Below are 20,319 nucleotides of genomic sequence, written 5' to 3' on the forward strand. Positions count from 1 at the left end.
CGTAGCCGACCAGGCGGGGGCCGTCGTCGGCGTCCGGGACCGTCACCACCACCGCGTCGTGCACGGCGGGATGCTCGCGCAGCACGGCGGCCACCTCGCCCGGCTCCACCCGGACCCCCCGGATCTTGACCTGGTCGTCGGCCCGGCCGCGGAACTCCAGGAAGCCCTGCGGCGCGACCCGCACCAGGTCGCCGGTGCGGTAGAGCCGCGCGCCCGGCCGCGCCGGGTCGGCGCGGAAACGTTCCGCCGTCCGCTCGTCGTCGCGCAGGTAGCCCAGCCCGACCGCGACCCCGCCGATCCACAGCTCGCCGGTCCCGCCCTCGGGCACCGGGCGCAGATCGTCGTCGAGCACGTGGGCGGTGACGCCGTCGATGATCCGGCCGATCGGGGCGATGCTGCCCGCGTACGGCTCGGCGCAGTCCCAGTAGGACACGTTGATCGACGTCTCGCTCGGGCCGTACCCGTTGAACAGCCCGCACGGCAGCACCTCGCGCAACCGCCGGACCAGCCGCATGTCCAGCGCCTCGCCGCCGCACAGCACCCGCCGCAGCGTGAGGCAGCCGGCGAACTCCGGCTCGTCGAGCACGTGCCGCAACATGGTCGGTACGAAGTGCGCGGTGGTGACCGCCTCCCGCTGGATCAGCCGGACCAACCCGAGGCTGTCGAACTGCAGGCCCGGCCCGGCGACGACCACGGCGCCGCCCGCGATCAGCGGGGAGAGGATCTCGTGCACCGACGCGTCGAATCCGATCGACGCCTTGTGCAGCACCCGGTCGTCGGCGCCGAAGCCGAACCACTCGTGACCCCAGGCCAGCCGGTTGACCAGCCCGGCGTGGTGCAGCACCACGCCCTTCGGCCGGCCGGTGGAGCCGGAGGTGAACAGCACCAGCGCGGCGTGCTCGCCCGGCGGCAGCCAGCCGGTGCGATCGGTCAGGTCGGCCATCGACCCGGCCCGCGCGGTACGCACGTCCCGCCACCCGGTCGACGCGGGCGCGGCGACGGCGGGCGGACGGTCGGCGTACAGGACGAGCCGGGGCGCGGCCGCCGCGAGCATCTGCTCGGCCCGGCCGGAGGGCAGCTCGGGGTCGACCGGCACCGCCACCGCGCCCACCGCGAGCGTCGCCAGCAGCGACGTCACATAGTCGGCGGACCGGTGCAGGTAGAGACCCACCAGGTCACCCGGCCGCACGCGGGCGCGGCGCAGCAGCTCGGCCGTCGCGCCGACCCGCTCCCACAGCGCGGTGTAGCTCAGCTCGCCGTCCGGGCCGACGATCGCGGGCCGGTCGCCGCCGGCGCCGGCGGGCCGGTGCACCAGGTCGGTCAGGTAGCGCGGGCCGGTCAGGTGGCTCGGGCCGGTCACGGCGCTACCTGCGTCCTCGTCGCGACCGCGACGATCGCCATCCGGGGCACCTCGGCCACGAACTGCCCGTCGGCCCGGTAGACCAGCGGACGGGCCGGCAGGTCGTCGCGGCCGATCCCGGCCAGGTAACGGGTGTGGTCGAAGTGGCGGGTCAGCAGCTGCCACACCTCGTCGTCGGTGAGCGTCGCGAAGTAGTCGCGCACGCCGTACATGTCGCCGACGTAGTCGCGCATGCCCGCGGACGCGGACTCGGCGCTGTCGGCGCGCACGATCAGCGGGTCGTACAGGTCGAGGACGCGTACCGGCAGCCCGGCCGCGGTGAACAGGCCGGTCAGCTCGGCGCGGCTGAAGTGCCGGTAGTCGTGGCCGCCGGCGGCGTGCGGGTGCACCACTTCGCCGAAGAACCCGGCCATCGGGCTGGACTCGTCGAAGTCGTGCAGCACGATCCGGCCGCCAGGTCGGACCACCCGGGCCGCCTCCGCGACCGCCTGCGGCCGCCGGGCCGCCGGGATGTGGTGCGTGCCGTACGCCAGCAGCACCGCGTCCACGCCGGCGTCGCGCAGGAACAGGAAGTGCGCGGCCTGGCGGACGGCGGGCAGGCCGTGGGCGAGCGCCTTGTCGACCATGTGGCCGGACAGGTCGCCGGTGATGAATGCGAGTTTGGACTCGAAGCAGGCCGACTGGCTGCCCGCAGCGCGGGCCACCGTGCCGTCGCCGCCGAGCACGTCGAGGATCAGCGTGACCGGAGCGGCTGCGTCCGGCGTGGCGAGGTCCAGCAGCCGCCGCATACCGGTCCAGCGGACGAGCGTGTCCCGCTGAGCCCGGCGATAGGAATCGCCCCGGCCGGTGGAGTCGGTGTCGAACTCGCTGACCGTGCCGGCCAGTTCCGCGAGGGCCGCGTCCGCGCCGGGACGGCCGAAGTCGAGCAGCTCGCGCAGTTGCGGGTGGAGGGTCGCCACGGTGTGCAGGTAATCGCGTAGGACCAGGGACGGAAGGTACGGCCGGCTCATGAACACCTCGGCGCACGCGACAGTATGCCGCCTCGTCAGCGACGTCCCTTCGGCGAACGGATGGCGAACTTTAACACCGCTTCTCGGCCACTCACCAGGTCGAATACCGGACATTGTGGAAGGTCCGGCGCGGGTACGAGTCCTTACCTGCTCTTTGTCGCTTATTCCGCCACAGGGGTGTGACTGACGACGATGTGTCGCATTAGGTCGATGATTTCCGGCAGATGGTCGGTAAGGAAGAAATGCCCGCCGGGAAACACGTGCCATCGCGGCTCGGTGACACATTCCCGGGCCCACCCCGCGGCCCGTTCCGGGTCCACGTGCTCGTCCCCGTCGCCGAGCAGCACGTGCACCGGCACCTCCAGCGGCGGCCCCTGGCGATAGGCGTACCGCTCGGACAGCGCGAAGTCGGCCCGCACCCCGGGCAGGATCAGCTCCATCAGGTCGCGGTCGGCCAGCAGCGCGGCCGGCGTGGCCCCGAAGTCGCGCAGCGCGTCGATGAGACCGGCGTCGTCCAGGTCGTGGACGCGCCGCCGTACCAGCCGGGTCCCCGGCGCCTCCGCGCCGCCGACCAGCAACGCCAGCGGTGCGGGCACGCCCCGGCGGCGCAGCTCCCGGGTCACCTCGAACGCCACCAGCGCCCCCAGGCTGTGGCCGAACAGCAGGAACGGCCCGGACGCCCGCTCGGCGACGGCCGTCGCCAGCGCGTCCACCAGTTCCGCGAGGTCGTCCACCGGTGGCTCGTGCAGCCGGGCGCCCCGGCCCGGCATCAGCGCGACCTGCACCGACAGCTCCGGCGCGGCCAGTTCCCGCCACTGCGCAAAGGAGGCGGCGACGCCGCCGGCGTACGGGAAGACGAACACCTGGGCGTCGCCGGTCGAGGATCCGGCCGGCCCGAACCAGCGGCTCGCAGTCACCTGGGACATGGCCAGGAGCATAGGGCGCACGGCGCGGCGGACCGCCGCGCGGACGCCGGTCCGGCACGCCCGCGCCGGGCACCGGCCGGTGCTACGGTGGACCAGGCGCACCGGCGAGGCCGTCCGAGCGCGAAGATCGCACAGGGAGACCAGACATGGCGGGTGACGACGACATCTCCGGGTGAGACCGGACATGTGACCGACCACAGGCAGGCACCGTGGTCGCGTCGTCGTACCCCGAGACCGTGTCCCCCGCCGGGCGGCTGAGGTCCGCCCGCCCTCATCTTCGAGGTCGTCCTCCTGATGTCCGATTCCTTCGTCGTCTGCTCGAACCTGACCTTCTCCTGGCCCGACGACACTCCGGTCTTCCAGAACCTCTCCTTCACCCTCGGCGCGGGCCGGACCGGCCTGGTCGCGCCGAACGGCGCCGGCAAGAGCACGCTGCTCAAGCTGATCGCCGGTGAGCTGCGGCCCGCCGCCGGGTCGGTCACGGTGCACGGTGTGCCGGGCTACCTCCCGCAGAGCCTGCCGCTGTCCGGCGACCTGACAGTGGCGCAGGTGCTGGAGATCGCCCCGCTGATCGCGGCGCTGCACGCCATCGAGTCCGGCGACGCCGACGAGCGGCACTTCACCACCATCGGCAACGACTGGGACATCGAGGAGCGCACCCGCGCCCAGCTGGACCGGCTCGGCCTCGGCGACCTCGCGCTCGACCGGCGGCTGGACACCCTCAGCGGCGGGCAGGTCGTCTCGCTCGGCCTGGCGGCGCAACTGCTCAAACAGCCCGACGTGCTGCTGCTCGACGAGCCCACTAACAACCTCGACCTCGACGCCCGGCACCGGCTCTACGACGTGCTGGAGCAGTGGACCGGCTGCCTGCTGCTGGTCAGTCACGACCGGGCGCTGCTGGACCGGATGGACCGCATCGCCGAGCTGGACCGCGGCGAGGTGCGGTTCCACGGCGGGAACTTCACCGCGTACGAGGAGGCGGCGCGCGCCGCGCGGGAGGTGGCGGAGAAGAACATCCGCAACGCCGAGCAGGACCTCAAGCGGGAGAAGCGGGAGTTGCAGGAGGCCCGCGAGCGGGCGGCCCGCCGGGCCGGCAACGCCGCCCGCAACCTCAAGAACGCGGGGCTGCCGAGGATCGTCGCCGGCGGCATGAAACGGGACGCGCAGGTGGCCGCCGGCAAGGCGAACGAGATGCACTCCGGGCGGGTGGACGACGCCCGGGCCCGGCTCGACGAGGCCGAGCGGGCGCTGCGCAACGAGCAGAGGATCTCGGTGGAGCTGCCCGCCACCGAGGTGCCGGCCGGCCGCACGCTGCTCACCGCCGAAGGAGCGCAGATCCGGTACGGCGACCGGCAGCTGTTCGCCACCGGTGGCGTCGACCTGACGATCCGGGGACCGGAGCGGATCGCTCTGCTCGGCGGCAACGGCGCGGGCAAGTCCACGCTGCTGCGCCTGATCAACGGCGACCTGGAACCCGAGCAGGGCCGGATCAGCCGGGCCGACGGCCGCATCGCGTACCTGTCGCAGCGCCTCGACCTGCTGGACTCCGACCGTACGGTGGCGGAGAACCTGGCCGCGTTCGCGCCGCAGGCCCCGGACGCGCAGCGGATGAACCTGCTGGCCCGCTTCCTGTTCCGCGGCCCGCGGGCGCACCTGCCGGCCGGGGTGCTCTCCGGCGGCGAGCGGCTGCGGGCGACGCTGGCCTGCGTCCTGGGCGCCGAACCGGCCCCGCATCTCCTGCTGCTCGACGAGCCGACGAACAACCTCGACCTGCTCAGCGTCGCGCAGTTGGAGAGCGCGCTGAACGCGTACCGGGGGGCGCTGCTCGTGGTCAGCCACGACGAGCGGTTCCTCGCCGCGATCGGGGTCGACCGCTGGCTGCGGCTCGCCGACGGGCGCCTGACGCAGACCGGTCCCCCGGACGCCGCCTGACCGGGCGCGGCGGCTGTCAGGCGGGCGGGAGGCGGACGACGAACCGGCAGCCGCCGGTGACGTTGTGCGCGTGCACCCGCCCGCCGTGCGCCTCGACCAGGCCGCGCACGATCGCCAGGCCCAGCCCGCCACCGGCCGGCGCCGGCTGGTCCGCGCCGGCCGGTGTGCGGGCCCGGGTCCCCCGGAACGCCACGTCGAACACCCGGGGCAGGTCCGCCTCGGGGATGCCGCCGCAGGTGTCGGAGACGGCGAACCACACGTCGCCCTCGTCGTGGCCGGTGTCGACGCGCACCGTGCCGTCCGGCGGCGTGTACCGCACCGAGTTGACGAGCAGGTTCGTGACGACGCGGGCGAGTTCGGCCTCGCCGGCCCGGACCGTGGGCCAGCCGGTCTCCGGGGCGAGCACACGCACCCCCCGGTCGGCGGCCAGCGGCGCGGTGGCGGCGATCGCGTCGGAGACGACGTCGCCGAGCGGCACCGGGGACAGCGCGGGCCGCAGCGCGCCCGCGTTGATCCGGGACAGCTCGAACAGGTCGTCGACCAGGCGCGTCATCCGGTCGGTCTCGACCCGGACCCGGTGGTGGTACTCGGCCACCGTCACCGGATCGTCCACCACCCGGTCCTCCAGCGCCTCCGCCATCGCCCGCAGGCCGGCCAGCGGTGTCCGCAGGTCGTGGGAGACCCAGGCGACCAGTTCGCGGCGGCTGGCCTCCAACTGCCGTTCCCGCTGCCGGGCCTGGTCGGCCCAGACCGCCGCCCGCGCCAGCCGGCGGGCGAACGCCACACCGACGGCCAGGCTGACCGCCGCGGACGCCGCGACCGTCACGAGGACCACCTGCAGGTCGTGCGCGGACAGGAACATGGCCTGCGCGACAGCGGTGACGCCCGCCGTCACCGAGGCGATCGTGACCGCGAGCAGCACCGCGATGTGCGCGAGGATCGACCGGCGGCGCACCAGCCGCAGCGCGCCCACGCCGAGCGCGCCGACGACCGCGCCGGCCAGCAGGGCGTAGGACCCGATGACCAGCAGCTCGCTCACCGGGACCCCAGCGGCTCGTAGCGGTAGCCGACGCCCCACACGGTGACGATGCGGCACGGCTGCGCCGGACGGTCCTCGATCTTCTCCCGCAGCCGCCGGACGTGGACGGTGACAGTCGACTGGTCGCCGAAGCGCCAGCCCCACACCCGGTCCAGCAGTTCGGCCCGGGACCACGCGCGACCCGGGTTCGCCAGCAGGAACGCGAGCAGGTCGAACTCCCGCACGGTCAGCGCCAGCGGCTCCCCGCCTCGCTCGGCGACCCGCCGGCCGGCGTCGACGGTCAGGTCGCCGTCGCGCAGCACCCCGGCCGGTCCCCGGTCGTCGCGCGCCGTGCGCCGCAGCACCGACCGGATGCGCAGCACCAGTTCCCGGGGGGAGAACGGCTTCGTCACGTAGTCGTCCGCGCCGACCTCCAGCCCGGCGACCCGGTCGGCCTCGTCGCCGAGCGCGGTGAGCATGACGACGGGCAGCCCCGGCAGCCTCCGCCGCAGCCGCCGGCACACCTCGATGCCGTCGAGGCCCGGCATCATCAGGTCGAGGACCACCAGGTCGGGCGGCTGCTCCCCGGCCGCGACGAGCGCGTCCGCCCCGTCGAAGGACAGCCGGACCCGGTAGCCGTCCTGTTCGAGATAGCGGCGGACGACGTCGCTGACCGTCCGGTCGTCGTCGACGACGAGCACGTAGCGCTCCATGGGCCCGACGCTACCCATCGGCGTCCCGGCGCGGCGGCCCGCGGTCGGGCCGTAAGCGGACGGAAAGATCCTCCGGCCGGGAACGGCCCTACGGTTCACAGCATGGGCAGAAGACGTGTGGTGTTGTCGGTGCTCGCCGTCGTGGTGGTCGCCGGTCTCGGGGTGAGCCTGTACCTGTTCCAGCCGTGGCGGCTGGTGACCGACCGCGAGGTGCGCGAGGCGCTGCCCACGGTGACGGAGCCGCCGACGGCCGGCACGAGCGGTCCGCCGGTCACCGGCGGGCCGCCCGCCGACGTGGTCCTGGCCGCCGGTGACTTCGTCACCCACGAACACGACACGTCCGGCCGGGCGCAGCTCATCCGGCTCGCCGACGGCCGCCGCCAGTTGCTGCTGCGGGGCCTGAACACATCGGACGGTCCCGACCTGCGGGTCTGGCTCACCGACCGGAAGGTGCAGCAGGGCCGCGCGGGCTGGCAGGTGTTCGACGACGGCCGCTGGGTGGAACTGGGCCGCCTCAAGGGCAACATCGGCGACCAGGCGTACGACATCCCGGCGTCGGTGGACCTGGACGGGCTGCGCAGCGTGTCGATCTGGTGCAAGCGGTTCGCGGTGTCGTTCGGCGCGGCCCCGCTGGCCGTGGCGGGGACGGGATCGGCGCCGGCCTGATCGGCGCGTCAGCCGCGGCCCAGCAGGCGCAGCGTGTTGCCGCCGGCCACCAGGGCGCGCTCGTCCGGGTCGAGGCCCGCGCCGCGCAGCGCCGCCTCGACCCGCTCCCGGGTGGTCTCCCGTTCGGCGACCGGCCAGTCCCCGCCGACGACCACGTGGTCGACCCCGAGCAGGTCGGTGGCGAAGCGGATCGCCGACGGCGCGAAGCCCATGGTGTCGGCGTAAACGTGGGCGCGACGGTCGGGCGCGCTGAGCAACGCGCCCTCGTCGGTGGCGGCGGCGAGCGCCAGGCCGGCCACCCCGAGCATCGGGAAGACCACGTGCAGGCCGGGCAGCGCGGCCAGGGCGCCGCCGGTGAGCAGGGACAGCAGCGCGGCGGCGTTGATCGTGCCGCGGGCCAGCGACGTGCCGAGCCGGCCCAGGCCGGCGAACTCGGCGGTCAGCGTGGACCTGCTGATCGGATGCGCGAAGACCGGCACACCCAGCTCGGCCGCGGCGGACAGGGTGGGACGGGCGGCCGGGTCGCCGAGCAGCCGCCCGTCCGCGGCGGCGCAGTCGACGACGACGCCCGGCAGGCCCAGCTCGCGGACGGCCCGGACCACCTCCCCGGCGGCCGCGTCGCCGCCGAAGGCGTCGATCGTGGCGAGCCCGGCGAGGCGGCCCGGATTCGCGGCGACCACGGCCGCCAGGTGGTCGTTGAGCCGCCGCAAATCGTCCGGCCGCGTCCGTTCGCCGTGCGGAGTGACCATCGCCGGCGGGGCGCTCAGGACGCGCAGGTCAACGCCGTGCCGGCCGGACTCGGCGAGCAGGCCGTCGAGGTCGGCGACCCGCCGGGCCGTGTCGGCCCAGCGGGTCGCGAGCACGCCGGTGGCGTTGTGCGGCAGCACCGCGGGATAGTCCGGACAGGCGTGGTGGGTGTGGAAGTCGGCGATGAGCATCAGACGTCGAGGAACGTGTAGGTGAAGCCGCGCTCGGCCCGGCGCACGTACCCGGCCGCGGGGAACGGGAAGTGCGCCGGCACGAGCAGGTCACCAGAGTCGGCGGCCCGTTCCAGCAGCCGGCGGCGCTGGTCGGCGGAGTCGCCCGGCACCACGCAGTAGCGGATGCTCCACTCCGGCCGTTCCAGCTGGACGCCGTGGTGCAGCATGTCGCCGGCGAACAGCGCCCGCTGCCCGGCCGACTCGACGACCAGGTAGACGTTGCCGGGCGTGTGACCGAACGCGGGCACCAGGTGCACCTGCGGGGACAGGACGTGGTCGGCCTCGATCAGGTCGAGCACCCCGGCGTCGCGCAGCGGCAGGATGCTGTCGGCGATGTAGTCGCCGGTACGCTGCATGGCCCGCGCGCCGTCCGGGCCGGTCCACCAGTCGAACTCCTCCCGGACCACCAGGTACCGGGCGTTGGGGAAGGTCGGCTCCCAGCCGCCGCGGCCGTCCGCGCTGGTGGCGAAACCGACGTGGTCGACGTGCAGGTGGGTGAAGACGACGGTGTCGATGTCGCCGAGCGACACCCCGGCGCGGGCGAACTGTTCCAGGAACGGCCGGTCCGCCCGGTCGAACACGCCGCCGTTGCGCGGTTTGCCGTTGCCCCCGCCCGCGTCGACCAGGATCAGCCGGTCCGGCGTACGCAGCAGGTGGGCCTCCTGGTTGAGCAGGATCCGGCCGTCGTGGGTGAACGGCTCCCGGGTGTAGAACGCGCCGTCGGTCCACGACTCGGTCGCCAGCTGCGGGAAGAACTCGGCCGGGTCCACGAAGTAGTCGACCTCGCGGATCGGGAAGACCTCGACCTCACCGACTCGGAAGGACCACAGCGGGCCGTCGCCGCCGCCGGTGTCGGTCCATCGGGCGTTGCTCATACCATCTCGCTCTCGGGGGTACGGCGGACCTGCGTCCACACTCGGGTGCGCAGCTCGCCGAAGCGGGCGGAGGAACGGGTGCCGACCTGTTCCCGGTCGGCGGGCAGGTCGACCGGGATGTCGGCCTGGACGCCGGAGACGCCGGCGCCGAGCACCACGACACGCTGGCTGAGGTAGACCGCCTCGTCGATGTCGTGGGTGACGAACACGATGGTCATGCCGTAGCGCTTCCACAGCGTGGCCACCAGGTCCTCCAGGTCGGCGCGGGTCTGCGCGTCGACGGCGGAGAACGGCTCATCCATCAGCAGCAGCCGGGGCCGGTAGGCGACCGCGCGGGCGATCGCGACGCGCTGCTGCATGCCGCCGGAGAGCTGCCAGGGGTACGCGTCGCCGGCCGCGCCGAGTCCGACCGCGTCGAGCGCGTCGGCGACGAGTTCCCGCCGCCGCGCCCGGCTCAGGTCCAGGTGCCGCAGCGGCAGCTCGACGTTCTGCCGGACCGTCTTCCAGGCGTACAGGCTGCGGCCGTACTCCTGGAAGACGACGCCGAGGCCGGGCGGCGGTTCGGTGACCGGACGGCCGCCGAACCGGACCTGCCCCACGGTGGCCGGCAGCAGCCCGGCGACGATCTTGAGCAGGGTGGTCTTGCCGCAGCCGGACGGGCCGACGAGCGCGACGAACTCGCCCTCGGACACGGTCAGGTCGATCGCGGTCAGCACCTCGACGGTGCGTTCCCGGGCCCGGTAGGTCTTGCCGATCCCGGCGATCTCGAGCAGGGAGGTCATGGTCGCTCCGTGAGTTGTCCGGTGTGGCCGCGATGCCAGCGCAACGCGCGCCGCTCGACGAGCTCGAAGAGTTTGGCGAGCCCGAACCCGAGCAGGCCGATCAGCAGCACCCCGCTCCACATCTGCGGGATGGCGAAGCTGCGCTGGAACTGCACCACTGTGAAGCCGAGCCCGTCGGTGCTCATCAGCATCTCGCTGACCACCATCAGGATGATCGACAGGCCGAGGGCCTGCCGGGCGCCGGCGAAGATCTGCGGGCTCGCGCCGCGCAGCGCCAGCAGGTGCCGGGTGCGGCGCGGCAGCCGGTACGCCGCGGCGGTCTCCAGCCCGACCTCGTCGGCGGCGCGGACGCCGTCGGCGGTGTTGAGCAGGATCGGCCAGACCGCGCCCACAGTGATGACGACCAGCTTGGTCGTGTCGCCGATGCCGACCGCCACCAGCAGCACCGGGATCAGCACCGGGGCGGGCAGCACCCGGAAGTACGCCAGCAGCGGGCCGGTCAGCGCGCGGGGCACCGCCCACCGCCCGATCACGAAGCCGAGGACGACGCCCGCGGCGAGCGCGATCGTGTAGCCGGCGGCGAGGCGCCACAGACTGGGCACCACGTCGCGGGCGAACGTGTCGGAGAACCACACGTCCCGGAACGCCTCGACGATCGTGCGCAGCGGCGGCAGGAACACGTTGGTGCTGCCGTCGCTGGCCACCCACCAGGCGGCCACGAGCGCCGCGGGCAGGCCGAGCGCGTAGCCGAGGGCCTTCATGCCAGGGCCTCCCGGCGGGTCGCCACGTGCCAGTGCAGCAGCCGCCGCTCGGCCAGCCGGGCGAGCTGGTCGAGGCCGATGCCGAGCCCACCGGTGAGCAGCACCAGCGCGTACATGCCGGTGGACTCGCCGGACTCCTGGCTGCTCCAGATCATCTCGCCGAGCCCGGCGGCGCCCATGACCAGCCCGCCGGTCAGTGCGAGGGCCAGCGCGACCGAGACGATCAGGCGCAGCGCCGTGCCCAGGTACGGCAGCACCGTGGGCCAGGTGACGTGCACGATCCGGGCCAGCCGGCCGAGCCGGAAGGCACGGGCGGTCTCGACCGCCACCCGGTCCACGTCCCGCAGGCCGTAGAGCACCTGGAACACGACGATCCAGAAGCAGGACACGGCGACCAGCAGCACCGTGATCTGCCGGACGTCGAGCACGAGCACCAGCACCGGGATCAGCACGATCGACGGGACCGGCCGCAGGAAGTCGAGAGTGGAGGAGGTGGCCCGGCGTACCTGGGGCACCGAGCCGAGCGCGAACCCGGCCAGGATGCCGGCGGCCAGCGCGATGACCAGGCCGACCGCCACCGCCGCCAGCGTACGGCCGGTCGCCGTCCAGAACCGTTCCTCGGTGAGCAGGCGCAGCGCCTCCGGAACCACGGCGCTCAGCGGCGGCACGTGCGCCGGGTCGAAGAACAGGCGGGCGAGGATCTCGTACGCCGTGGCCGCGCCCGCCAGGCCCACGGCGCCGAGCCACCCCCTTCTCACTTGAGGATCAGTTCGTCGAGGTCGGGTGTGGTGGTGATGAGCCCGTCGCGCTGGGCGTAGCCGGCGAGCTTCTCGGCGGCCTGCCGGCTGACCTCGTCACGCAGGCCGGTCAGGGTGATCTTCGCGGCCACCTCCGGCTTGATCTCGGTGAACGTGGGGATCTTCGCGCGCACCTCGTCCTCGTGGTCGCGGGCGTACGCGTACGCCTCCCGCACCGCGTCCCGGAACGCGGTGACGGTCTTCGCGTTCTTCGAGGTGTAGGAGCCGGCCGCGTACCAGGCGGAGACCGTGAGGTCGGGCGCCAGGTCGGTGAAGCCCCAGCCGACCGGCACCGCGCCCTGCGCCTTGGCCGCCGACAGGAACGGCTCGACCACCCAGGCGCCGTCCACCCGGCCGGTGCTGACCGCGGCGGGCGCCTGCGGGAACGGGATCTCGACGAGCTTGACCTTCGTCGGGTCGCCGCCGTCGGCGCGGACCGCCTCGCGGGCCGCCGCGGCGGCGATGTTGGTGAGGACGTTGACCGAGACGGTCTTGCCTTCGAGCTGCTTGGCGCTGGTGATGCCGGAGTCGCCCTTGACCACCAGGGCGCCGTAGTCGGCGCCCTCCTTGCCGGTGGACGCGGACGCCGGCACCACGGCCTTGACGTCGAGGCCCTTGGACCGGGCCACGATCAGCGTGGTGAGGTCGCCGGTGGCGAAGTCGACCTTGCCGGCCAGCACGGCCGGCACGGAGGTCAGGTCGGAGGTCTCGGTGTCGACCTCGACCTTGAGGCCGTGCTTGGCGAAGATGCCCTGCTCCTGCGCCAGGTAGATGGGCGCGAGGTGGCCCAGCGGCGACGAGGCGAGCCGGACGGTGGTGAGGCCGTCGGCGCTCGCCTCGGCGGGCTCGTCGTTCCCGCCGCAGGCGGCGAGCGACGTGGTGAGCAGGACGGCGGCGAGGGCGCCGGCGATCCGGCGGCTACGGGTGGTCATGCGGTCGGCTCCTCAAAGCGCAGGCGCAGGTCGAGGTCGTGGACGTGGTCGGGGAACGGCACCGGGCCGCCGAGCGGCTCGGCGCCGATGCTGGAGACGGCCGCCTCCTCGATCGCCACGACGAGGCTCGCGGCGTGCCGGGCGGAGTCGCCGGCGACGAGCAGGCCGTGGTTGCCGAGCAGGATCGCGTACGTGCGGGGGTGCGCCGCGAACGTCTCGGCGATCGACCGCACCGCCTCCTCGGTGCCGCGTGGCGCCCACGGCGCGACCGGGATGTCGACGGGCTGGCCGTGCACCAGCAGGGCCTCGTACCGGGCCGGCAGCGACACACCGGCGAGGGCGTAGCTGGTGGCGTACGGCGAATGGGTGTGGATGACGGCGTTGACGTCGGGCCGGGCCTGGTAGACGCCGATGTGCATCTTCAGGATCGCGGCCACCGACGGGCTGGGCGTTCCCTCGTGGACGGTCCCGTCGAGGCCGACCACGACGACGTCGTCGTTGACGGTGCGCAGCGCGGGCGCCGCGACCCGCAGGTCGTCGGCGGGCCACGGGCGCAGCAGTTCCCCGGCGTTGACGAGGAGGCGGTCGTCGTGGCCGGGGATCCGGACGCTGATGTTGCCGTGTCCGCTGGCCGACATGGCCGAGGCGGCGAAGAGCTTGTTGATGCCGGCGGTCAGGTCGACGCGGGCTTTCTGGACAGGGTCGTGCTGAGTCATGGCGTGTCGGGCCTTAAGGAGTCGGCCGTGCCCAGGAGGGCACGACGAGGCGACGTGTGCGAAGCGAGCCGGTGGGGCTCAGCGGCGACAGAGCGCGCTGGACGTACGGCCCTGGTCGAGGGCTCGTCGGGTGGTCAGCAGCGCGGGCATAACCCTACTATAACCCTAGGGAATGTAGGCGATCAAGGGGTGCCCGGCCCGGCCCCCGCGTGACAGGATCGGTCAGGTGCCCAAGGTCAACGTTTATCTACCCGACGCCCTCGCCGACCGCGTCCGAGACGCCCGACTGCCGGTCTCCCGGATCTGCCAGACCGCGCTGACCCAGGCGCTGGACGGCGCCGTGGGCGCGACTCACGAGACACCCACCACCCGGGCGCTGCCCGCCGGGCTCACCCTGACCCCGCCCGCCAACCACCACGTGGCGGCGATCCTGCACCAGGCGTACGCCCTCGCGTCCGCCTCCGGCGCGGGCACGGTGGAGCCGGTCCACCTGCTGCGGGCCTTTCTCGACGAGGGCGAGAGCCTGGTGCTGAACACCGTCGAACTGCTCGGCTTCCCCGCCGCCACGATCCGCGCGGCCCTGGGCGAGGCCCCCGCCGCCGCAGCGACGCCCAGCGAGCCGGCCACATCACCGGCCACCCGGGCGGTGCTGGCGGCCGCCGCCGAGCAGGCCACCGCGCACGCCTCGGCCGTCACCACCGGCAGCCACCTGCTGCTCGGGCTGCTGCGCGACGACGGCGAGGCGGGCGCCGCGCTGCGCCGCACCGGAGTGAGCGCCGTCGTCACGCCCGCCGCGCTCTCCGCCCTCTACTACGGCGTCGCGTTCGGGCGGATGCTGCCCGGACGCGACGCCGACACGACGGTCCTGCGCGTGATGATGCACGACGTCCTCGACCGCCTCGACCGGCTGCAGAAGCGGCTCGACGCGACGGACGCCTGACGCGCGGCGCAGAGGACGGTCGCCAACTGATCGCGCCGGGGCCTCGCCTCAGGCCCCCGACCAGCGCGAAGTCGCGTCCACACAGCGGACGTTACATTGACACTTTTCGTTACGCCGGTGATAGTAACCGCACACCGACACCACCAAGGGCGCCTACGCGTCAGTCGCTGGAGGACCCATGAGAAGGAGATCGAGAATCTACGCGGGACTGGCCGCCGCCGTCGTTTCGGCCGCCTCTGTGACCATGACGTTCGGCGCGACGCCCGCGGGCGCCGCGATCGGCGGCTCCGGCCCCTACCCCGCCGACTACGAAACCTCGTCCACCCTGGCCAACCACACCATCTTCCGGCCCCAGACCCTCCCGTCCGAACGCCTTCCCATCCTGGTCTGGGGCAACGGCGCGTGCTCCGCCAACGGCCTGTCCCAGGGCAACTTCCTCCGCGAGATCGCCTCCCACGGCTTCCTCGCCATCGCCAACGGCGCGCCGAACGGCTCCGGCTCCACGAACGCCCAGATGCTCACCCAGTCCATCGACTGGGCGGTGGCGGAGAACTCCCGGTCGGGCAGCAAGTACTTCAACCGGCTGGACACCACGAAGATCGCCGTGGCCGGCTTCTCCTGCGGCGGCGTGGAGGCGTACGCCGTCTCCAACGACCCGCGCGTCACCACGACCGGCATCTTCAGCAGCGGGCTGCTCAACGACGCCGACGACTACCAGTTGCGCCGGCTGACCAAGCCCATCGCGTACTTCATCGGCGGGCCCAGCGACATCGCCTACCCCAACGCCATGGACGACTGGGGCAAGCTGCCGTCCGGGCTGCCCGCGTTCATGGGCAACCTGAACGTCGGTCACGGCGGCACCTACGACCAGCCCAACGGCGGCGAGTTCGGCCGGGTGGCGGTGCTCTACCTGAAGTGGCGCCTGAAGGGCGACGTGGGCGCCGGGGCCAACTTCGTCGGCCCGGACTGCGGCCTGTGCCGCACCCAGTGGACGGTCCAGCAGAAGAACCTGACGCTCGACCCGCCGCCCACCACCACGCCACCCCCGACCACGCCACCCCCCACCACGCCGCCGCCCACGACTCCCCCGCCCACTACGCCGCCGCCCGGCGGAGGCCCGTCCTGTTCGGCCGCCTACGTGGTGCAGGACCAGTGGAACGGCGGGTTCGTCGCCACCGTCACCGTCACCGCCGGCACCACCGCGCTGACCGGCTGGCGGGTGACGCTCGCCCTGCCGGGCGGCGCGTCGATCAGCTCGTTGTGGAACGGTGTGCCCAGCGGCACCAGCGGCACCGTCACCGTGGCGAACCAGAGCTACAACGGGCAGGTCGGCGCGGGCCAGACCACCACCTTCGGATTCCAGGGCGCCGGCAACGGCAGCGGCGCCACCGTCACGTGCGCCGGAAGCTGAGACGCGACTGACACGGCGGCGACCGGCCCGGCGGGAGGTGAGTAACGTCTCGCCGGGCACCGGGCGGGTGCCGGGCCGCCGGCACGGCCGGTGCGCGCCCGCCGCCGGAAGGCCCCTGCTAGCGCGATCGGCAGGGGCCTTCCGCGATCGCGCGGCGCACCGGAATGCCATGTGCCGTAAGGGTTCCGGCCATGTCGACGAAGTTGACATAGTGGATGGGTGAGCTAGGGTTCCGCCCGGATGGTTGTCACCGGGACAGGGTCACCACGAGGACGGCATGACGGCACAGTGCAGTGGCTTCGACATCCGCTTGCTGGGCCCCCTCCGGGTCACGTACGCCGGGCAGGAACTGACGCTGCGGTCGGCCCAGCGCCGGGCCGTCTTCACCGCGCTCGCCCTCACCCCGCAGCGGGGACTGTCCAAGGACGAGCTGATCGCCGCCGTCTGGGGCGACCGACCGCCGGCCAGCGCGCAGGGCAACCTCTACACGTACGTCTCCGCGCTGCGCCGGGTGCTCGAACCCGATCGCGACCGCTGGTCCTCCGGCGGCGTGCTCACGTCCGAGGGCGGCGGTTACCGCCTGCACGTCGCGGCGGACGCCGTCGACGTCCACCGCTTCGAGCGCCTGCGCGAACGCGCCCGCACGCCCCGCGCCGCCGGTGACGTGGCCGGCGAGCTGGCCGCGCTCGACGCCGCGCTCGCCGAGTGGCGCGGTGACGAGGCGCTGGTCGGCGTCCCCGGGCCCCGGGCGGCCAGCCAGCGTGTCCGGCTCGGCGAGCTGTACCTGACCTCGGTGGAGCGGCGGGCGGAGCTGATGCTGGGCCTCGGGCTCGCCGCCGAGGTCGTCGACCGCCTGCTCTCGCTCGTCGAACGCCACCCCGGCCGGGAGAGCCTGTACGCGGTGACCATGCGGGCGCTCGCCGCGCAGGGCCGCACCGCCGACGCACGCGCGCTGTACGCCACTCTCCGGGACCGTCTGGTGGCGGAGTCGGGCACCGAGCCCGGCGCCGCCGTCCGCCAGATCCACGAACAGATGCTCGGCACCGATCCCACCGCGAGGCGCAGACACATCCCGGCGCCGCCCTCACTCCCCTGCTTCCAGGGGCGTACGGCTGCGCTGGCCCGGCTGCGGCAGGCGGTCACCGCGCTCGCGGCCGGGCGCGGTGGCAGCGTCTGGATCAGCGGCGAGGCGGGCATCGGCAAGTCGGCACTGCTCGCCGAGGGGCTGCGCGACGCGGCGCCGCTCGGCGTCCAGGTCGGCTGGGGCGTCGGCGACGAGCTGGCGTACCGGATGCCGCTGAGCATCATGCTGGAGTGCCTGTCGCTGGGCGACGACGCCGGCCTGCCCGCCTCGCTGCACGACTGCTCCGGCGGGGCGCCACCGACCATGACGGTCGTCGACACGGTCCAGCGGTTCGTGGTGGCGCGCTGCGCCGAACGGCCGCTGCTGCTCGTCCTGGACGACCTCCAGTGGGCCGACGACCTGTCCCTGCTGGTCTGGCACGCGCTGCACAACCTCACCGGGCGGCTGCCGTTGCTGCTCGTCTCCGCCTGCCGCCCGGTGCCCGCCGGCTACGAGGTGCGGCTCCTGCGCAGGGTGCTGCCCCGCAACGGCACCGCGCTCGTCGAACTCGGCCCGCTGGACGACGACACGGCGACCCGGCTGGCGCGTTCCTGGGCCCGCCCGCCCGGCCCGGGCGCGGACACCGTACGCGCGCTCGTCGCGGCCGCCGCCGGCAATCCGTTCTATCTCCGCCATCTCGTGCTCGCCGACCGCGACGGCCGGACCGCCGACACGCCCGGGCCCGAGCTGACCGAAGCCGTCAACCGGCACCTGCAACCGCTTGCCGACGACACCCGGCAGCTGCTGCGGGCGATCGCGTTCCTGGGCAACAACTATCTGGTCACCGACCTCGCCGCGGTCACCGGCAGGTCGGCGCCGCAGCTCGTCCCGGCGGTGGAGGAGGCGCTCGCCGCCGGGGTGCTCGTCGAGGACGGCCGCCGCCTGCGGTTCCGGCACCCGGTGATCCGCCGGGTGCTGCGCGGCGCGATCCCGACCGCGCTGCGGGTGCTGATGCACAGGCAGTTCGCGCAGCGGATCGCCGAGGCCGGCGGCGACCTCGGCCGGGTCGCCGGCCAGCTGCTGGCCGGGCCGGTGCCGGTGGACGCCTGGGTGCAGGGATGGCTGACCGCCCACGCCGCGCAGCTCAGCGCCGCCGCCCCCGCGCCGGCCATCGCGGTGCTGCGGCACGCCGTCGCCTCACCGGGCCTCTCCGCGTCGTCCCGCGAGTTGCTCACCGCGCAACTGGCCCGGGTGCTGCACCGCTGCGGCCTTCCCGCCCGGACCGAGGCGACCTGGGTGTCGGCGCACACCGGGGACGCCGCGACGCGCGCCGAGATGAGCCGGATCGCCGGCTCCGACGACCCGCCCCGCAGCGCCGGGCAGGCCGTCGTCGGCCGCTCGTGACGGACCTGCGCGTCAACGTCCTGGGGCCGGTACGCGCCTGGCGCGGCGAAGCCGAGATCGACCTGGGACCGGCCCGACGGCGGGCCCTGTTCGCGATGCTCGCCGCCAACGCCAACCGGCCGGTCACCCGGGGCGAGCTGATCCGGGCGCTGTGGGGCGGCTCCGCGCCCGGCGCCGCTGCCGGCAACGTCTACACGTACGTCTCCGGCCTGCGGCGCAGCCTGGGGACGGCCGGCGGGCGGCTGCTGTCCGGCCGGGCCGGTTACACGCTGCGGCTCGAACCGGGCGCGCTCGACGCCGACCGGTTCGTGTCGCTGTGCGAGGCGGCCGAGGCGCCGGCCGCCGGGGGCCGGCCCGGCGAGGCGGTGGCGCTGCTCGACGAGGCGCTCGCGCTGTGGCACGGCGACGCGTACGCGAACGTGGCCGCGCTGTTCGCGGAGCTCGACCGGCACCGCCTGGCGGAGCTGCGGATCGCCGCGGCGGAGCGGCGGGCCCGGCTGATCCTCGACGGTGGGTGTGACGAGAGCCCGATCGCCGACCTGACCGCCCTGGTCCGCGACCACCCGCTGCACGAGCCGTTCCACGAGCTGCTGATGCGCGCGTTGCACCGGGCCGGTCGCGGCACCGAGGCGCTCGACGTCTACCACGCGGCGCGCCGGGTGCTGGCCGACGAGCTCGGCGTCGAGCCCGGTACGGCGATGCGCGAGCTGCAGAGCCGGATTCTCACCGAGTCGGGACCGACCGCCGCGGTCGCCGTCGTCGCCCGTCCGGTCGCGCCGCGTCGCCGCCGCCTCGTCGGACGCGACGGCGAGCTGGAGCTGCTGCGCGGCCTGCTCGGTCAGGCGCGCGAGGGACGCAGCGCGATCGTGTGGATCGAGGGTGAGCCCGGCATCGGCAAGTCCGCGCTGCTGGACGCGGCGCTGCACGAGGCGCGGACCCTCGGCCTGCGGGTCGCGCGTGGCGTCGCCGAGGAACTGAGCAGCCGTATCCCGCTGCACGTGATGCGGGCGGCGCTGGGCGAGGAGGCGGTACCGCACGACGAGCCGGGCGCGGCGCTCGACCGGGTGCTCGCACACGTCCGTCGGCTGACCGCCGCCGGTCCGCTGGTGCTGGCCGTCGAGCGCCTCCAGTGGGCCGACGAGGCGAGCCTGCTGGCCTGGGAACGGCTGGCCGCGCTGACCCGGTGGCTGCCGTTGCTGCTCGTCGCGACGACCCGGCCCGAGCCCGGCCGCCGCGACCTGGCCCGGCTGCGGCGGGGCGTGGCGACACGTGACGGGCACCTGATCCGGCTCGCTCCCCTGCCCCGGGCGGACATCGAGCAGATCTTCGGCACCGCGGTGGGTGTCCCGCCCGGCGCCACGCTGCGGTCGCTCGCGCCGCTGACCGGCGGCAACCCGCTGTACGCGCGGGAGCTGGTGAGCGGTCTGGTGGCGGAGGACGGCGTACGGGTGGTCGACGGGCTCGCCGAGGTCGACGCGCGGGCCGACGGCATGCCGCGCTCGCTCGTGGACACCGTCCGGGCCAGCCTCGACCACCTCTCCCCCGGCGCCCGGGAGGCGCTGCGGTACGCGGCCCTGCTCGGCGACGAGTTCGCCGTCGCCGACCTCGCCGCGGTCACCGGGCGGACGCCGTTCGACCTGATGGCCGACCTGGAGGAGGCGGTCGCCGCGACAGTTCTCGTGGGCGCGGGCCGCGAGCTGGCGTTCCGGCAGCCGGTGCTGCGGCGGGCGCTCGCCGGGAGCATCCCCGCCGCGCTGCGGCCGACCCTGCACCGGTACGCGGCACAGGCGCTCGCGGACAACGGCAGCGCCGCCGCCCGGGTCGCCGGACACCTGCTCGCCGGGCCGCCCGAGGTCGACGACTGGCAGGTGGGCTGGCTCGTCGCGCACAGCGAGGAGGTGTTCCGGCAGGCGCCGGGGCCGGCCCGCGAGTTGTTCCGCCGGGCCCTGGCCAGCGGCCGGTGCGCGCCGGAGCAGCGGGAGACGCTCGCCGCGTTCCTGGACGGCCTGGGCGGCTAGCGCCGTTCCTCGACG

At 74.2% G+C, this 20,319-nt stretch carries 18 protein-coding genes (1 of these 18 running past the window's edge); 6 read left to right on the forward strand and 12 right to left on the reverse strand.

Annotation, left to right across the window (positions count from 1 at the left end; all coding sequences use genetic code 11):
* The 3 genes from KBX43_RS25620 to KBX43_RS25630 form a co-directional block, all read right to left on the reverse strand.
* Positions 1-1,360: the 5' portion of an amino acid adenylation domain-containing protein gene (locus KBX43_RS25620; protein WP_307851580.1), read on the reverse strand. It extends 1,286 nt beyond the left edge of the window; 1,360 of the gene's 2,646 nt are visible here — the first part of the coding sequence; its start codon is at positions 1,358-1,360; its stop codon lies off the left edge, out of view.
* Positions 1,357-2,319: a class I SAM-dependent methyltransferase gene (locus tag KBX43_RS25625; protein ID WP_223201121.1), complete on the reverse strand. Its 963-nt coding sequence runs from the start codon at positions 2,317-2,319 to the stop codon at positions 1,357-1,359. The genes KBX43_RS25620 and KBX43_RS25625 overlap by 4 nt, the downstream gene beginning before the upstream one ends.
* 212 nt (positions 2,320-2,531) lie before the next feature.
* Positions 2,532-3,296 carry a thioesterase II family protein gene (locus KBX43_RS25630; RefSeq protein ID WP_240925724.1) on the reverse strand — a complete coding sequence of 255 codons (765 nt, stop codon included), beginning with the start codon at positions 3,294-3,296 and terminating at the stop codon, positions 2,532-2,534.
* 294 nt (positions 3,297-3,590) lie between these two features.
* Here KBX43_RS25630 and abc-f point away from each other — a divergent pair, with 294 nt between their 5' ends.
* Entirely contained in the window at positions 3,591-5,228 is a 1,638-nt protein-coding gene (abc-f, locus tag KBX43_RS25635) for a ribosomal protection-like ABC-F family protein (RefSeq protein ID WP_166456525.1), read from the forward strand.
* Positions 5,229-5,244: 16 nt separating this feature from the next.
* On the opposite strand, the gene KBX43_RS25640 is transcribed toward abc-f, so the two are convergent.
* On the reverse strand, positions 5,245-6,267 hold the full coding sequence (locus KBX43_RS25640; RefSeq protein WP_210887500.1) for a sensor histidine kinase KdpD: 1,023 nt from the start codon (positions 6,265-6,267) through the stop codon (positions 5,245-5,247).
* Positions 6,264-6,977, reverse strand: coding sequence for a response regulator transcription factor (locus KBX43_RS25645; RefSeq protein WP_140946063.1), 714 nt, complete (start codon positions 6,975-6,977; stop codon positions 6,264-6,266). Before KBX43_RS25645 ends, KBX43_RS25640 begins: the two co-directional genes overlap by 4 nt.
* Positions 6,978-7,061: 84 nt before the next feature.
* On the opposite strand from KBX43_RS25645, the gene KBX43_RS25650 reads away from it, so the two are divergent.
* On the forward strand, positions 7,062-7,625 hold the full coding sequence (locus KBX43_RS25650) for a DM13 domain-containing protein (protein WP_166456527.1): 564 nt from the start codon (positions 7,062-7,064) through the stop codon (positions 7,623-7,625).
* A gap of 8 nt (positions 7,626-7,633) precedes the next feature.
* Here the strand turns inward: KBX43_RS25650 and KBX43_RS25655 are convergent, their stop codons facing one another.
* The 7 genes from KBX43_RS25655 to KBX43_RS25685 are packed head-to-tail and all read right to left on the reverse strand — an operon-like array spanning position 7,634 to position 13,468.
* The gene (locus KBX43_RS25655; protein ID WP_166456528.1) at positions 7,634-8,563 is read right to left on the reverse strand and encodes an amidohydrolase family protein; all 930 of its coding nucleotides are present in this window, start codon (positions 8,561-8,563) and stop codon (positions 7,634-7,636) included.
* The gene (locus KBX43_RS25660; RefSeq protein ID WP_210887503.1) at positions 8,563-9,480 is read right to left on the reverse strand and encodes an MBL fold metallo-hydrolase; all 918 of its coding nucleotides are present in this window, start codon (positions 9,478-9,480) and stop codon (positions 8,563-8,565) included. The genes KBX43_RS25655 and KBX43_RS25660 overlap by 1 nt, the downstream gene beginning before the upstream one ends.
* Complete coding sequence (locus tag KBX43_RS25665) at positions 9,477-10,262, reverse strand: ABC transporter ATP-binding protein (protein ID WP_210887505.1); 786 nt, start codon at positions 10,260-10,262, stop codon at positions 9,477-9,479. Before KBX43_RS25665 ends, KBX43_RS25660 begins: the two co-directional genes overlap by 4 nt.
* The gene (locus KBX43_RS25670) at positions 10,259-11,023 is read right to left on the reverse strand and encodes an ABC transporter permease (RefSeq protein WP_064446292.1); all 765 of its coding nucleotides are present in this window, start codon (positions 11,021-11,023) and stop codon (positions 10,259-10,261) included. Before KBX43_RS25670 ends, KBX43_RS25665 begins: the two co-directional genes overlap by 4 nt.
* Complete coding sequence (locus tag KBX43_RS25675; RefSeq protein ID WP_210887508.1) at positions 11,020-11,781, reverse strand: ABC transporter permease; 762 nt, start codon at positions 11,779-11,781, stop codon at positions 11,020-11,022. The genes KBX43_RS25670 and KBX43_RS25675 overlap by 4 nt, the downstream gene beginning before the upstream one ends.
* Positions 11,778-12,752 (reverse strand): ABC transporter substrate-binding protein, encoded by a 975-nt coding sequence (locus tag KBX43_RS25680; RefSeq protein ID WP_210887511.1) that lies wholly within the window; start codon positions 12,750-12,752, stop codon positions 11,778-11,780. The genes KBX43_RS25675 and KBX43_RS25680 overlap by 4 nt, the downstream gene beginning before the upstream one ends.
* Entirely contained in the window at positions 12,749-13,468 is a 720-nt protein-coding gene (locus tag KBX43_RS25685) for a class II aldolase/adducin family protein (protein ID WP_113974339.1), read from the reverse strand. The genes KBX43_RS25680 and KBX43_RS25685 overlap by 4 nt, the downstream gene beginning before the upstream one ends.
* A gap of 226 nt (positions 13,469-13,694) precedes the next feature.
* Between KBX43_RS25685 and KBX43_RS31715 the strand changes: the two genes are divergently transcribed.
* The 4 genes from KBX43_RS31715 (at position 13,695) to KBX43_RS25705 (ending at position 20,304) form a co-directional block, all read left to right on the forward strand.
* Complete coding sequence (locus KBX43_RS31715; protein ID WP_210873311.1) at positions 13,695-14,408, forward strand: Clp protease N-terminal domain-containing protein; 714 nt, start codon at positions 13,695-13,697, stop codon at positions 14,406-14,408.
* 178 nt (positions 14,409-14,586) lie between these two features.
* Positions 14,587-15,819, forward strand: a complete 1,233-nt coding sequence (locus KBX43_RS25695) for a cellulose binding domain-containing protein (RefSeq protein WP_210887514.1) — start codon at positions 14,587-14,589, stop codon at positions 15,817-15,819.
* 277 nt (positions 15,820-16,096) lie between these two features.
* Positions 16,097-18,286, forward strand: a complete 2,190-nt coding sequence (locus KBX43_RS25700; RefSeq protein WP_210887518.1) for a BTAD domain-containing putative transcriptional regulator — start codon at positions 16,097-16,099, stop codon at positions 18,284-18,286.
* Positions 18,283-20,304, forward strand: a complete 2,022-nt coding sequence (locus tag KBX43_RS25705; protein WP_210887521.1) for a BTAD domain-containing putative transcriptional regulator — start codon at positions 18,283-18,285, stop codon at positions 20,302-20,304. Before KBX43_RS25700 ends, KBX43_RS25705 begins: the two co-directional genes overlap by 4 nt.
* The last annotated feature ends 15 nt before the right edge of the window (positions 20,305-20,319 follow it).

Source organism: Micromonospora sp. C41 (assembly GCF_018070485.1).
Lineage (GTDB): Bacteria > Actinomycetota > Actinomycetes > Mycobacteriales > Micromonosporaceae > Micromonospora > Micromonospora chalcea.